Annotated in this window: 13 protein-coding genes; 5 read left to right on the forward strand and 8 right to left on the reverse strand. The window is 43.3% G+C overall.

What is annotated here, in order from left to right; genetic code table 11:
- Nucleotides 1–72: 72 nt before the first annotated feature.
- From ACHZC4_RS09060 to lptD, 5 genes are all read right to left on the reverse strand, one after another.
- Nucleotides 73–456 carry a hypothetical protein gene (locus ACHZC4_RS09060; protein ID WP_394753513.1) on the reverse strand — a complete coding sequence of 128 codons (384 nt, stop codon included), beginning with the start codon at nt 454–456 and terminating at the stop codon, nt 73–75.
- A 115-nt stretch (nt 457–571) separates the two neighbouring features.
- Nucleotides 572–1,732, reverse strand: coding sequence for a ribonuclease D (gene rnd / locus ACHZC4_RS09065; RefSeq protein WP_394753514.1), 1,161 nt, complete (start codon nt 1,730–1,732; stop codon nt 572–574).
- A 77-nt stretch (nt 1,733–1,809) separates the two neighbouring features.
- Entirely contained in the window at nt 1,810–2,472 is a 663-nt protein-coding gene (locus tag ACHZC4_RS09070; RefSeq protein WP_394753515.1) for a DbpA RNA binding domain-containing protein, read from the reverse strand.
- Between the two features lie 35 nt (nt 2,473–2,507).
- Nucleotides 2,508–3,812, reverse strand: coding sequence for a peptidylprolyl isomerase (locus ACHZC4_RS09075; protein WP_394753516.1), 1,305 nt, complete (start codon nt 3,810–3,812; stop codon nt 2,508–2,510).
- On the reverse strand, nt 3,809–7,105 hold the full coding sequence (lptD, locus tag ACHZC4_RS09080) for an LPS assembly protein LptD (protein WP_394753517.1): 3,297 nt from the start codon (nt 7,103–7,105) through the stop codon (nt 3,809–3,811). Before lptD ends, ACHZC4_RS09075 begins: the two co-directional genes overlap by 4 nt.
- Before the next feature lie 107 nt (nt 7,106–7,212).
- Between lptD and ACHZC4_RS09085 the strand changes: the two genes are divergently transcribed.
- Both ACHZC4_RS09085 and murU read left to right on the forward strand, forming a co-directional pair.
- Nucleotides 7,213–8,208, forward strand: a complete 996-nt coding sequence (locus ACHZC4_RS09085; RefSeq protein WP_394753518.1) for an aminoglycoside phosphotransferase family protein — start codon at nt 7,213–7,215, stop codon at nt 8,206–8,208.
- Nucleotides 8,205–8,882 carry an N-acetylmuramate alpha-1-phosphate uridylyltransferase MurU gene (gene murU, locus ACHZC4_RS09090; RefSeq protein ID WP_394753519.1) on the forward strand — a complete coding sequence of 226 codons (678 nt, stop codon included), beginning with the start codon at nt 8,205–8,207 and terminating at the stop codon, nt 8,880–8,882. Before ACHZC4_RS09085 ends, murU begins: the two co-directional genes overlap by 4 nt.
- A 110-nt stretch (nt 8,883–8,992) precedes the next feature.
- Here the strand turns inward: murU and ACHZC4_RS09095 are convergent, their stop codons facing one another.
- Nucleotides 8,993–10,039 carry a hypothetical protein gene (locus ACHZC4_RS09095; protein WP_394753520.1) on the reverse strand — a complete coding sequence of 349 codons (1,047 nt, stop codon included), beginning with the start codon at nt 10,037–10,039 and terminating at the stop codon, nt 8,993–8,995.
- Nucleotides 10,040–10,139: 100 nt separating this feature from the next.
- Here ACHZC4_RS09095 and ACHZC4_RS09100 point away from each other — a divergent pair, with 100 nt between their 5' ends.
- Nucleotides 10,140–10,595 (forward strand): HIT domain-containing protein, encoded by a 456-nt coding sequence (locus tag ACHZC4_RS09100; protein ID WP_394753521.1) that lies wholly within the window; start codon nt 10,140–10,142, stop codon nt 10,593–10,595.
- A 53-nt stretch (nt 10,596–10,648) separates the two neighbouring features.
- On the forward strand, nt 10,649–11,617 hold the full coding sequence (locus ACHZC4_RS09105) for a CobW family GTP-binding protein (RefSeq protein WP_394753522.1): 969 nt from the start codon (nt 10,649–10,651) through the stop codon (nt 11,615–11,617).
- A gap of 81 nt (nt 11,618–11,698) precedes the next feature.
- On the opposite strand, the gene speD is transcribed toward ACHZC4_RS09105, so the two are convergent.
- Together speD and ACHZC4_RS09115 are read right to left on the reverse strand one after the other, a co-directional pair.
- Entirely contained in the window at nt 11,699–12,508 is an 810-nt protein-coding gene (gene speD / locus ACHZC4_RS09110; protein ID WP_394753523.1) for an adenosylmethionine decarboxylase, read from the reverse strand.
- 5 nt (nt 12,509–12,513) lie between these two features.
- Nucleotides 12,514–12,933: an OsmC family protein gene (locus ACHZC4_RS09115; RefSeq protein ID WP_394753524.1), complete on the reverse strand. Its 420-nt coding sequence runs from the start codon at nt 12,931–12,933 to the stop codon at nt 12,514–12,516.
- Between the two features lie 110 nt (nt 12,934–13,043).
- Here ACHZC4_RS09115 and crp point away from each other — a divergent pair, with 110 nt between their 5' ends.
- A complete protein-coding gene (gene crp / locus ACHZC4_RS09120) occupies nt 13,044–13,718 on the forward strand; it encodes a cAMP-activated global transcriptional regulator CRP (RefSeq protein ID WP_394753525.1) in 675 nt (224 codons plus the stop codon).
- Nucleotides 13,719–13,878 lie beyond the last annotated feature (160 nt).

Here is a 13,878-nt window from a genome sequence, read left to right on the forward strand (position 1 = left end):
GTTGCAGCAGGTCGTGGTCGCTTAGTCTCATGGGTGATACTGTACAATTTTTTTAGGCGACTTGGTGATTTTTTAATTTAGAGGGGTCTGAATTTTTACACCAAATGGAGGTGTTAGTTGTGAGAGTTCTCCACAATATGCAGGAACGCCATTGTTAATGCTATCCTGCGTAAATATAGAATCCTTGCTTATTTTGTAGTCGATACCGCCAGTTCCTGGGCGATTAAATTGCTCTGAAAAAGAGCAGTCGCTCACAAATTTAATCGCTGGGGAGGATAAGGTATGAGCCATATCGATTATAGATTCGCCCATTTGAACATTGGCTATTTCTCCGATTTTAGGTAAAGAAATTGTTTCATATTTAGGAAGTATAGGTATAACTTCCATTTGTGGTGCGCATGCGCTGAGTAAAAGCGCAATTACAAGTATTTTAGGTAAAAAACATAATTGTTCCAAAACTATCTCCGTTAGACTTAATCACCATGCAAAAGCTAAATTTCATTAGTTGTGCCTCATTTGATTTAAATGTAGCTCATTACTGATAATTAGCCATCAAACTAGACAGACCAAATTACGCCTTCAAATCAATAATATTTATCTTATCCGCCTCAATCCCCAGCGATAATTCCCCCTTCAACAATCCCACCAACTCCTTACCCGCCATACTAAAACGCCAGCCATGCAACAGCGGACATTCCTCATCGTCATCAAATAACAACACTTCCAAATCTTTACGACTGGCTAAAATACTAGGGTTCAACTGATTTTCCTCGGCTCGAATCCTAACCAGCGCCGTTAAAATATCTAAAATAGCTTCTTGCTGCTGGGACTTTTTTGCCGATTTTCCGGTTAGATTAAGCGGAATCGGTGGCCGGTTTTTTGCCGCGTTAATCAATTGACACAACTCTGCACCGTGCCGATTAATTATCCGCATATCAATACCGCGCACTTCACCTAACTGAGCCTGGGTTTCTGGCTGTAATTTGGCAATATCAAACACAATCTCATCACGCAACAACCAATTTTTAGGGCGATTTTCAGCTTGCGCAGTTTTTTCACGCCATTCAGCCAAGGCTTGTACCACAGACAATTGTTTGCCCGTTAGCTTGTTTTTACCTTTAATTTTTAACCAGGCTTTTTCAGGTGCAACAAGGTAAAGCTCAGGATTTTCCAATTCAGAAAAATCATGAACCAACCAATCAGAACGACCTAACTCAGCTAATTTTTGTGTCATCACCTGATAAATTTGACACAGATAAATCACATCATCAGCCGCATATTGAATTTGCTCTTCCGTTAACGGACGCTTACTCCAATCGGCACGTGTATGCGCTTTGTTTAAATTAACGTTTAAAAAGCTTGATACCAACATGGCATAGCCAGGATTATCCTGAAAACCTAATAGCGGCGCGGCAACCTGGGTATCAAAAACAGGCGACGGTAATTTGCCGGTTATTTGATGAAAAATCTCTAAATCTTGGCGGCAAGAGTGAAATACTTTAACGATACCTGGGTCATAAATAACTTCAAACAGCGTATCTAGCTGTGGCAGCGCAATAGGATCAACGCAAACAACCCATTCTGGCGTGGCTATTTGTAGCAAACAAAATTTGGAGTAGTAGGTTTTCTCGCGCAGAAACTCAGTATCAAGTGCCAACCAAGTTTCTTTTTTGATTTGCTCACACAATAAGGCCAGTTTTTCTGGAGAATCAATGTATTGAATGTTTGTCATAGTTATGGCTTGCCACGTTAGTCAAAGGTAGTTTAGGTGGCGAATGCGAAGTCCTGATTGTATATTGACTGAAGAGTTTAGACCGAATCGTCGCCGCTACGCTGACTTGTTCGTGGTTTACCATGACGAAAACGATTATTGGCCTGTTTTTTAGTGCGTGATTTTAATCGCTTTATGTTCAGCTTTTGCTGATTAATTTCTACCGTTTTTAAATGCTGAAAGATATCCTGCGGCATTTCATCCGGTAATTCAATCAGCGTGTATTGCCCATGAATCATAACATTATTAATGTTATTTATATCGACACCGGATTCTTCGACCAACACTTTTTTAAGGTCTTTGACAGTCAGCTGGTGTTTTTTACCAATATCCAAACGGTAACGCAACATTTTGATGGTTGGCGTTACCGAGGTAAACGGCAACACCGGTTCCGCAAGGCAAGCTTGCGCATTAGGCTGTGCTATGCAAATCGTCATTACACGGGCATCAATCCGTGTAGAGGTAGACGACATGGCATTTGGTGTGTCCGCTGAGGATAGTGAAGACGGATAACCGTCTTGTTGCATAATATGCAATAAGGCCGCGCCACAATCCAGCACATCAACCGCCAATTCAGCGGCTAGCGTGGCCAGTAATGTCCGTTGATCTTGCAAATTCTCGTTACCAAGAAGATGCCGCAATCTGCTTTTTAACTGCTGTTGTTCAGTCGGCAAAACGCTGTGCAGTGGCTTGTTGTTCATCCTGATGTGATGTTATGCGAATATTTGAATCCACTTTAAAGCCGATTTTCATAAATTTCCACAAAAGATTCATCGCGTAGGCGGCGCAACCATAACTCGGTCTCTTCTTCTATTTTGCGTTTACGTATGGCTTCTTTAACAAAGTTCTTTTTGTTTTGATCGCTATTGTCTTTATTTTCGCGCCCTAAAACCTGAATCAGATGCCAGCCAAACTGCGTTTGTACCGGTTCGCTAATTTCATTAATCGCCAGCTTACTCATGGCTTCTTCAAAAGGTTTGACTAAATCGCCAGGCCCCACCCAATCCAACGAACCGCCTTTTAACGCCGAGCCTTTATCATCGGATTGGGCGCGTGCGAGTACCGCAAAATCATCGCCTTCTGCAATACGTGCTTTTAAGGCCAGCAGACGATTTTTTGCCTCATTATCATCTATTAATTCGTTGGTTTTTATGAGGATATGCCGTACCTTGGTTTTGGTAATCATTGCATTGCCCATGCCTTTAACTTCCAGCAATTTAACAATATGAAAACCACTGGGGCTGCGGATAGGATCAGTAATATCGCCCTGCGACAGCTTATTAACGACATCTGAAAATAAGCTTGGAACGTCGGCAATTTTACGCCAGCCCAAATCCCCGCCTTTTAAAGCATTGCTGTCTTGCGAATTGCTGATGGCCGCTTGATTAAAATCTTGTCCGGCCCGCAATTTTTTAACCAACTCGTCAGCTTTAGCCTTGGCTTTTTGAATTTCTGCCGAAGAAGCACCTTCTTTAACAGCAATCAAGATATGGCCTAGATGATATTGGGTAGATTCTTCGCCAAACTTATCTTGTGTTTCCAGATAATGTTCAACTTCTCTATCACTCACATTAATACGCCCGCCAATTTCTTTGCCACGCACTTGATTAATGATAATTTCGTTGCGCAAATTATTTAAAAAATCTTTGTAAGATAAGCCCTGAGTTTCCAGTTCAGCTTTGAATTGTTCAGGTGTCATGTTATTGCGTTGGGCAATATCGGCAGCGGCGCTGTCCAAAGTTTCTTGGCTAATGTTTATGCCAGTTCGTTCTGCCAATAATCGTTGGAGTTTTTCTACAATCATTTTTTCTAAAATCTGTTTGCGTAATACAGACCACGGCGGCATTTCCATTTTATTGGTTTGTATCTTTTTAACTACGGCGGTCACTTCACGCTCTAGCTCACGTTCTAAGATGACATCATCTTCAACAACGGCCACTATTCGATCGAGCTGTTCGGCATACACGCCAAAGCTAATGCATAACAATAGGCCGATTATGACGGCTACAAGGGTTTTCTTTATTTGTATTTGTTTCATCATTTTTGTGGCTTCTGGTAACCATAAATATTTTTTTCAAAAAAGTCATCAAGCTTCTGGCCAATACCGGTCAAGCCTTTAAGTTCTATCTGAAAAAACACACCTGTTTGCGCCTGAGCTTGGTTGGGATCAAGTGCGGCAGTGCTTGAGCCACTAGGATTAGTAAGGCCATTAAAATAACGCCGTCCAATAATGCGGAAACGCCAACAGCAGTTTTCTTTTTCCAAGCCCAAAAACGCCTCCTGAGTTCTGTTATACAGCCATGAATATTGCCAACGTCCTATCCCATACCAGTCGTCATAAATGGGCCAACGCACAGAAGTATCAGTGAGTATAACGTCATTCCGGATGGCATCAGTGGTGCCATCAATCACATTTCCATTCACATCTTTACAACCCAGTGTTGCGGGTGCTGTTGCTGTGGCATTATCAGCGGGGCGGCATCTTGAGTCATCTTTTCGGTACTGGAATGCTAAATTAATCAGCTCCCCAGGTTGGTTGACAAAATGCAGGCCAATATTGCCCCGTTCCATATTATTAGTGCGCGGGTTCCATTGTAAACCGGTATCGACTGAAAAATGTTCGTTCAGCTGACTACTGGCCTCGGCTATTAAATTAGAAAAGCGCTGCTGCTTAAACGCGGTTTTTTCGGGTCTGGCCTCTTGGCTAATGCCATTTTGATCCCAATAAGCCAACGATACCTCTCTGTCTTGAAAATATAAGATATTACCGATGTTTAATTTCAGTCTTTCCAATCCCGACGCCGGATCAATAAGACGCGATGTTAGCGCCAGTGTGATTTGATTGGCATCTTGCACTCTATCGGTACCACTAAAACGATTTTCCCTGAACATGGTATTAAAGCGAAAATCATACAATGCCGAATCGAATATCGGAATATCGCGCTGGTCGGTTCTGGGGATATATAAATAAAACAACCGTGGCTCTATAGTGTGTTGTAACGTAGTGCCGGCAATATCTAAATCACGCTCTAAATACAAACCGCTATCAACAGACAGTATCGGCAATACTCTGGATACACTACTGGGGTTACTTGCACCCTGGTTATTAAGCAGATATTGCGTATATTGCACTGATAATTTGGGCGTTACGTAAGCAGAGTATGTTTTCCAGGGTAAACTTACCGACGGTTTAATATTAAGGCGCTGTGTTTCGGGCAGCGAGGTTAACCCTATAGAAGGCCGCTCTACGGTAATAGGATCTACCACAGGGAAGGGCCCTGGTAGTATAGGTGTAATGGTTTCTGCGCCGGGCGGTGAGACGCTGTCAACATGTTGAAAATACACGTACTCACTGTCAAGCGCTGTGAAAACCGGCACAGCCATATTTTCAAACACATGATCCAAGGCCAAATTAATCTGTGGCAGTTTACGGTAAGGAATACTTCGCCCCGTTAACAACTCATCCACGCGTTGGTAATTAACCACCTGGGCGATTAAAGAAATGCCTTTATCGATATATTTAAGGTCGGCAAAACTCTTAATATACCTAAAATTAGAAAAACTTAAAGAATTGCCTAAATCAGAAAAATAATTTTTATCCGACACATAGCTTATGTCCAGATTAGAACTTATTTTAGGAGAAAATCGAGTGATATTATTCAAGGAAAACTGATATCTGGCCTTGTTATAATAAGGGTTTGTATTATCAGCAGGGGCTACAGTGCTAGTATTATTAAAATTTCCTGCCTGCTTACCATCATTGGGCAAAAATTCACCACTGAACGTGCCATGCGAACTTTCGGTTAAATAATTGAAATCACCGCCTAATAAAATACCCCGTTCCATTAAATATCGGGGCCTTAAGGTAGCATCATAGTTTGGGGCTATATTCCAGTAGAAAGGCGTGGAAAAATCAAAACCATTGCTGCGGGTGTTGCCAAATACGGGTGCCAGAAAACCGGTCATCCGCCGGTCATCCATCGGAAAAGACAAATACGGCGAGTAAAATACCGGGAAACCTTTAAATTCGACCCAGGCATTTTTAGCGGCACCCTTACCGGTTTGTTTATTTAACTTTAATTCGCTGGCGTGTACCGCCCAATCCTGATTACCTGGCTTACAACTGGTATAAGCTGCGCCACGGTAGCGTGATAAAAACTGACTATCACGATAAACTGCTTTTGCCTTGCCTCTTAAGGGCGTGGTCGGTGAAATAAACAAGGCATCTCTAAGGCGTGCTTCATCAGTAGCCAATTTAATGGTTGCCGAATCGGTGTACATGGCAATTTCATCTTCGCTATAAAACACATCGCCGTGTAAATCCAGTATTTCAGAAACCGTATCATAATGCGCAGCATGTGCAGAGGCGCGTTGATCAGCACGGCTAAAGTCAACATTACCAAAATAGCTGCCCACCTGGTTATCAAAGATTTCCGAGTAATTGGAATTCATATCTAAAGGTGATGCTTCGCGCAGCTTTTTATCGGTCGATTTTGGCCTTGGCGCTGACATTTCTATACTGCATCCCGCCCATGGATCAACAGGAAAACGGTCACTTAAATTATGGAAAATATTCTCTTGCTGATGATCAAATACCGGATTTAGCAAACGCCAGCTAAAATCATCATCGGCTTTTACGACTTGCGGCTTACCTTTAGGATCTGCACCCACCAATTTACAATCCCAGTTTTGTTTTTCGCCGCCCGTACCGCAATGCCAACCCGGATCATTCGAAGAATTTGCCGGTTTCGCTTCAGCGATATTTGCTTTTTCAACAACTGGGGGAATCTCGTCTTGAACTACTTTTGAAGCCTTTGGTTCAGCTTGAGGAATCTGCGCCGGTTCTGCAATAACCGGCTCTGCAATAACAGGGGCGGGCGATAATGGCTCAACTGCTTTAAGGCTTGCTGGCGGCTCAGCTTTAACGGCTTCCTTAACCGTTTCCACAGGAATCGCTGGCTTTTCTTCAACAGATTTGGTTGCTGCGGGGGGCGTAATGTTGATAGCCGGCTGGGCGATTGGGCTTTCAATTTTAACAGCATTAGGTGCTTCAATGCGTTGGATTGGCGCGACTATTTGAGCTGGCGCTACTTCTACTGGCCTTACCGGAACTGGCTGAGTAACTGGCGCAACACTAGTGCGACTATTGTTTTTAACACGCGGTCTGTCATTAAGTGGCTGAACAGCATCGGTTTGAACGGCTGGCTTTTTATCGCCCACACAAACCCATTCTTTGCTATTCTTATCCTGTTGGCAATTCCAGGCGGCATCATTGGCCAAACTGACCTGCGATAGCAATGTAGGTAAACAAACCCAAAATAAACGACGAACCATAGGCAATGTAGGTCTTGTGACGTAATGAATCGTGAATCAAATAAAACATCCAGCGGGCATTTTAACCCAATTTGCCGCTGCATTATAACTAATCTACCCTAAGCAGCATGATGATTGAAGACTTAAGAATACTGGCCATGCGTGACTGGCTTGAAAATGATTTGCTGTTAACCATCTTAAATTGCGTACCGGCATCCAGCGACGCCAGTTTTCGGCGCTACTTTCGGGTGACCACACCAGAGCAACAGTATATTGTGATGGACGCACCGCCGCCGCAAGAAAACGTCGAGCCGTTTATTAAAGTGGCCACCTTGTTGAGCGGTTCTCAGGTTAATGTACCGACGATTTTTCAGCACAATATTGAGGCCGGTTTTTTATTGCTGGAAGATTTTGGTTCGCAGTGTTTTCTAGATCAGCTGAACAGCGATAATGCCACGGAGCTTTATCAATCGGCACTGGATAGCCTGATGACCCTGCAATCTAATACAGCGATTGAGAGCAGTCCCCTACCCCATTACAACCATGCGTTGTTAACCCGCGAACTGGCCATTTTTAAAGACTGGTATATCGATCAATTACTGGACAGCGAAATCCCTGATGCGTTATGGCAAAGCACCCAAAACGTGTTGATTGCTTCGGCATTGGAGCAACCCAGCGTGTGTGTACACCGAGATTTCCATTCGCGTAACCTGATGGCTACCGATAAAAACTGTCCGGGCGTGATTGATTTTCAGGATGCGGTGATTGGCCCAATTACTTACGATCTGGTGTCTCTATTACGCGATTGTTATATCGCCTGGCCAGAACAGCAAGTGGAAACGTGGATGACCAGCTATTATCAGCGGCTTGTCGATGCCGGTTTACTGGCTTGTACAAGCACGCAATTTAAACGTTGGTTTGACTTAATGGGCATGCAGCGCCACCTTAAGGCCATCGGTATTTTTTCCAGGCTGCATTTAAGAGATGGCAAATCCGGCTATCTTAACGACATTCCCCGCACCTTAAACTACGTGTCGCGCATTAGCGCCAGTTATCCTGAACTGGCAGAATTTTCAAGCTACTTAAACGACCACCTGATGCCTAATCAACGGTTGTCCGTATGAAAGCGATGATACTGGCCGCAGGACGCGGCGAAAGAATGCGTCCTTTAACCGATCACACCCCTAAGCCACTTTTACAAGTCGCAGGGAAGCCGTTGATTGTCCATACCATTTACCAATTAGTTGCCGCAGGTTTCACTGATATTGTTATCAACCACGCGCATTTGGGTCAGCAGATTGAAGAAGCACTGGGCGATGGCAGTGAGTTTGGTACTTATATCGCCTATTCTTCTGAGGCTGATGGCGCACTTGAAACTGCGGGGGGCATAGTGAAAGCCTTGCCGTTATTGGGCAACGCGCCATTTTTGGTGATCAACGGCGATATCGCCACTGATTTCCCCTTTGCCAACCTTAAAAATTTAACAGTTGATTTAGCGCATTTGGTGTTGGTTAATAATCCTGACCATCACCCACACGGTGATTTTTCTCTGGATAGCAACGGTTATGTGAATGATGGCGGCGCAGAAAAATTCACCTTTAGCGGTATTGGCGTTTATCACCCAGATTTATTTAAAGACACGCCACCTGGGAAAAGTAAATTGGCGCCTTTGTTGCGGGCGGCTATGGCGGATCGACGGGTTTCCGGGCAAAAGCATACGGGCTTTTGGATGGATATTGGTACGCCAGAGCGTTTGCAGGAATTGGATGTTTATTATCGGCAACAAGAAACCAACTGATTCATTAATCTAACCAATAAAATGCGGTATATGTAGAGATGCAAAATCTTGCGTCTCTACACGCAGCTCCTAGTTATAGAGCAAATTGATATTGTGCCCTACTCGCATAATCATTTTTTAAAAGCAATAAACTGCCGATAAGGCGAGTCGCCTTTCCAGGTAAAAGCTTCCGTGTAGTAGTGCATTAAAGCCAAATAGCCCAGTAATCCAACAGTAACTACCCGATAAAACTCCGTGCCAAAAAACAACTGCGATATGGCATTAACGACAGCATCGCCATACGCTTGCAACACAAATGCCAGCGCGAATGAAATAACCGGCAATACCACGAACACATGCACACCACAGCGTGCGGCGTAGCGATAAATAAAGTTTTTCGGTTGTTCATGATGCTTGTTGTAATCATGAGTAACATAAAAAATATAAGCAGTGGCATCATGCACAAAGCGCGGCACTAATATCGCCAAGAAATAATACTGCTGCACATACAAATAGAAACTGCTTAACACCAGCAATACATTTGACCACAAAAACCATCTCCCAAACGAACTGTGGACATACTGCTGCGCTTTAAGGGTACTCATGGCCAAAGCCAAGCATAAAACAGCGGCAATCCCCTTAAGCCAGTCGGTCTGCTCAACACTAAGACCCTGCCTTAAAAAAATACCGATATAAACACAAATACCTGCCACTACGCTTAGCCACAACACAAGATTGTATTCTCGATTAGGCAACCGGCAAATACCCCGTGCAATACCGTGTTGCTGCTTAAGGACGTGATACACCGTCCACGAGGCAACAACAACGTAAAGTACCCGATAAGGAATGAACAGATTACCCACAAAGTAAGCCGCAGCAATGGCAAACGTCATTAAAATAACGTGGCGTTTGTAGTGTGTTATATATTCAGTATTACTGACCAGTACAATCGCACTGGCGATAATATGCGGTGTGCCGAACATGATTTGGAATAAAATAAAATGGTACGGACTGCTAGGGAGGTTGTGCTGTAAATAATCTTGCCAGAACCAGTTATCAAAAAGCCTTAACAGCAAACAAGCGGGAATAATTGCGTATAATCCTAACAGTAGCTTAAATGAGACAGCGACTGTAGCATGAGCGGTTACTTCATGAGTTGAAATAGATTGAGCAGACATGATGGCATTTTTTATTTGTTTTATAATTAAATGAAGCCATAAATTACACCGCTTACTTAGTTCATTTCAATAGTCTTTATTCATTTTTTTTCACAATCACATGTCCTCAACTTTTCAGCTTCATCCGCGCCTACAGCAAGATTGCATCACTCTTGGCCATTTTCAATTGTGCCGATTATTATTGATGAATGACAGCCAATATCCGTGGTTTATTTTGGTGCCGCAAGTCGCTAATATTTCTGAAATTTATCAACTATCCAAATCTGAACGCAGCCAGTTGGGTGAAGAATCCAGTAACTTTGCCAAAATGCTCGCCGAAAGCTTTAAAGCCGACAAAATGAACATTGCTGCTATCGGTAATATAGTGCCGCAACTGCATATACATCATATTGTACGCTATCAAAACGACATAGCGTGGCCTGCGCCGGTGTGGGGGAAGTTTGCTGCTGTGCCTTATACAGACGAGCAATTATTAAATACGGTTAGTCGTGTGCAAAACTGGTTGAAGACTTATTCGGCAGTTGGCTTTGATGGGATTCCGATAGTGCTTAATTGATGTTTTGTGCTCAATGACAACGCTTGTAATACCCACCCATAATCAAAACACCAATGACTCCTGAACGCTTATCAGCTGCAACCCTACGGCGTATCCCTGTATTCATCATCAGCGGCTTTTTAGGCAGCGGCAAAACTACCCTGCTCAATCGTTTATTAAGCCATGCGCCCAAATCAGCCGTTATTATTAATGAATTTGGCGCAACAGGCATTGACCAACAAATACTACGCGAACATAAAGTTCCGTTATCAACCTTGGTGGGTGGTTGCCTATGTTGTCAGGTACGCGGCTCATTAGCGCCTATATTAAAAAATCTGCGCATGGCCTGGGATGTCGACAATAACTATTTTGAGCGGGTGATTATTGAAACCAGTGGCGTTGCCAATCCTGAGCCAATATTGGATATTTTATTAAAAGATCGCTGGCTGTCAGCACGTTATAGCCTGCAAAATGCTATCACGACAGTGTCAGCCATTATGGATGAGCAAAATTTTGAACGCTTCCCTGAGGTAACAGCTCAAATAGCCTGGGCAGATACCGTGATTTTAACCCAAAATGATTTGGCCGAAACCTGGCAACAGCAGCGCATTCAAGCAAAACTGAATCAGTTAGCGCCCGCTGCAACCTGCTTGATTGCTGTACAAGGTAAGATTGATCCTGATGTCATCTTGAACGCTGGCAAAAAATTTCGGCCACGACGGTATCATGAATTATCCGCGTTACCATCCCATGAATTCAGCAGCATCAGCGTACAGCTAACGACACCTATCTCTTGGGAGCGATTACACAACGCATTAACCTACCTAATGACACATTACAGTGAACAACTGGTACGCATAAAAGGCATGGTTTACACGACTGAACAAAATCAAGCTTTGATGGTAAACGGTGCGGCTGGAAAATTGTATCCATCCAGCTATTTACCGCCCCGATCTTCTGACGACGGTATTGGCCGCTTGGTGTTTATTAGTCATGGGGAAATAAAGGGCTTGGCAGAAACAGTGCAAGCTCAGTTGCTCTGAAGGCAACAGCTTGATTATACGCGTGTCAGCTTAGTAGACTTGGGTACGCAACACGCATACCCAAAGATGAAATGTGTTTTATTAGGTGTCAGCGACATCTATTTTTTTACGGCGATAATTATGGCCATAAAAGATTTCAGTCACTTCTTTTTGCAATTTCTTTTGTATGCCAGCCTTTTGCTCGTCACTCAAATTACTTTCTTTTTCAAACAGGTAATTTTCCAGCTCGGTTTCTTTGAGCATCATTTTGGTATGAAAAATATTTTCCTGATAGACGTTAACATCAATCATTTGATAGCTTTCTTGGGTATCTTTGGCAATATAATTCTGAATAGAGGTAATATTGTGGTCGATATAATGTTTTTTACCGGAGATGTCGCGGGTAAAGCCACGGACTTTATAATCCATAATGACTACGTCCGATTCAAAGCTGTGAATCAGATAATTTAGCGCTTTTAATGGCGAAATACGACCGCAGGTTGACACATCAATATCAGCCCTAAACGTACTGATACCATTATCCGGATGACTTTCAGGATAAGTGTGTACGGTAATATGGCTTTTATCCAAATGCGCCAGAATAGTATCTGGTAACGGCCCTGGCGATTGGCTGTGCATACTCGAGGGCAGTTCTACATTACCTTCTGAAATCAACATGGTGACGCTAGCGCCTTGCGGCTCATAATCCTGATGAGCGATATTGAGAATAGTTGCACCGATAATCTCAGCCACATCTTTAAGGATTTGTGTAAGCTTATCCGCATTGTAAGCTTCATCGATATATTCAATATAAGCTTGCTGTTGCTCGGCAGGCGCGTAACAAATATCGTATATATTGAAACTGAGCGACTTTGTTAGATTGTTAAAGCCGTGTAATTGCAATTTATTCAAACCAGTTAAACCTCGATAACTTTAAAATCATGGGTAATTTCTACCCCTGCCGCTCCCAGCATAATTGCTGCTGAGCAATATTTTTCTGCGGATAACTTAACCGCCCGTTCTACAGTGGCGTCTTTTAAGCCGCGACCTGAAACAACAAAATGTAAGTGCATTTTGCTAAAGACACTCGGTATAGCATCAACGCGTTCTGCCGTTACTTCAGTTACACAGCCGACCAGATCATTTCGGCCTTTTTGCAAAATGTGTACCACATCAAACGATGAACAACCGCCCACGCCCAGTAACAGCATTTCCATAGGGCGCATGCCAATGTTGCGTCCACCATGATCTGGTGGGCCATCCATTACCACGGCATGACCACTTCCTGTCTCGCCGACAAACATGACTCCATCTATCCATTTAATTGTTGCTTGCATGACACCTCCAGGCCATAAATGTCGCATAGGGTAGCATATAAATACCTAAATATTGATTTTTTGTTAAAATCGCATACTCTTAAAAGGATATATATGGATATGGAGTTTACATGAGCAATCCCCCCCCGATAAACACAGAAGAGCATTTAGCAAGGAATGAAATCGCATTAGAGCAGTTTTTAAAGCTTTGTCATAAAAAAACCTATCCGGCAAAAACGATTGTTATCCAACCCGGTGATGCGGGTGATAATTTACATTTTATCATTGAAGGATCAGTCAGCATTTGCGCAGAAGATAACAACAGCAGCCAAGAACTGGTTTTGGCGTATCTCAATAAAAACGAATTTATTGGCGAAATTGGTGTTTTTAAAAGCACCGCAACCCGTAAAGTAACCGTAAAAACCCGCACCGATTGCTATCTAGCCGAAATCAGTTATGAACGTTTTCACCACGCACTCAAGAATGAATTATCGGGTTACGCTATTGAGCTGCTCTATATTCTGGGTGCTCAGCTGTCAGCTCGGCTATTGGTGGCGCGACGTAATTTGTGTGATTTGGCGTTTATGGATGTTGAAGGCAGAATAGCCAAAACCTTATTGGATTTGTGCAAAGAACCGGATGCCATCACCCATCCTGACGGTATGCAATTGCACATTACCCGTCAGGAAATCGCCCGGATTGTTGGGTGTTCAAGAGAAATGGCCGGTCGCGTACTTAAAGAACTGGAAGATAAAAAACTAATCACTGCGCACGGCAAAACCATAGTGGTTTTTGGGACGCGTTAATTTAATGGCTTGCAAGTAGAGACGTAAAATAGGGCGTCTCTACTCACCTAATTGGGCTACACACATAAGACGGGACACTCAATAAGGCACACCGTTCGGCCTGAGCTTGTCGAAGGGTGTACGGTGTGCCGCTCATGGTTCGACAAGCTCACCACGAACG

The organism is Crenothrix sp. (genome assembly GCF_043729335.1).
Taxonomy (GTDB): domain Bacteria; phylum Pseudomonadota; class Gammaproteobacteria; order Methylococcales; family Methylomonadaceae; genus Crenothrix.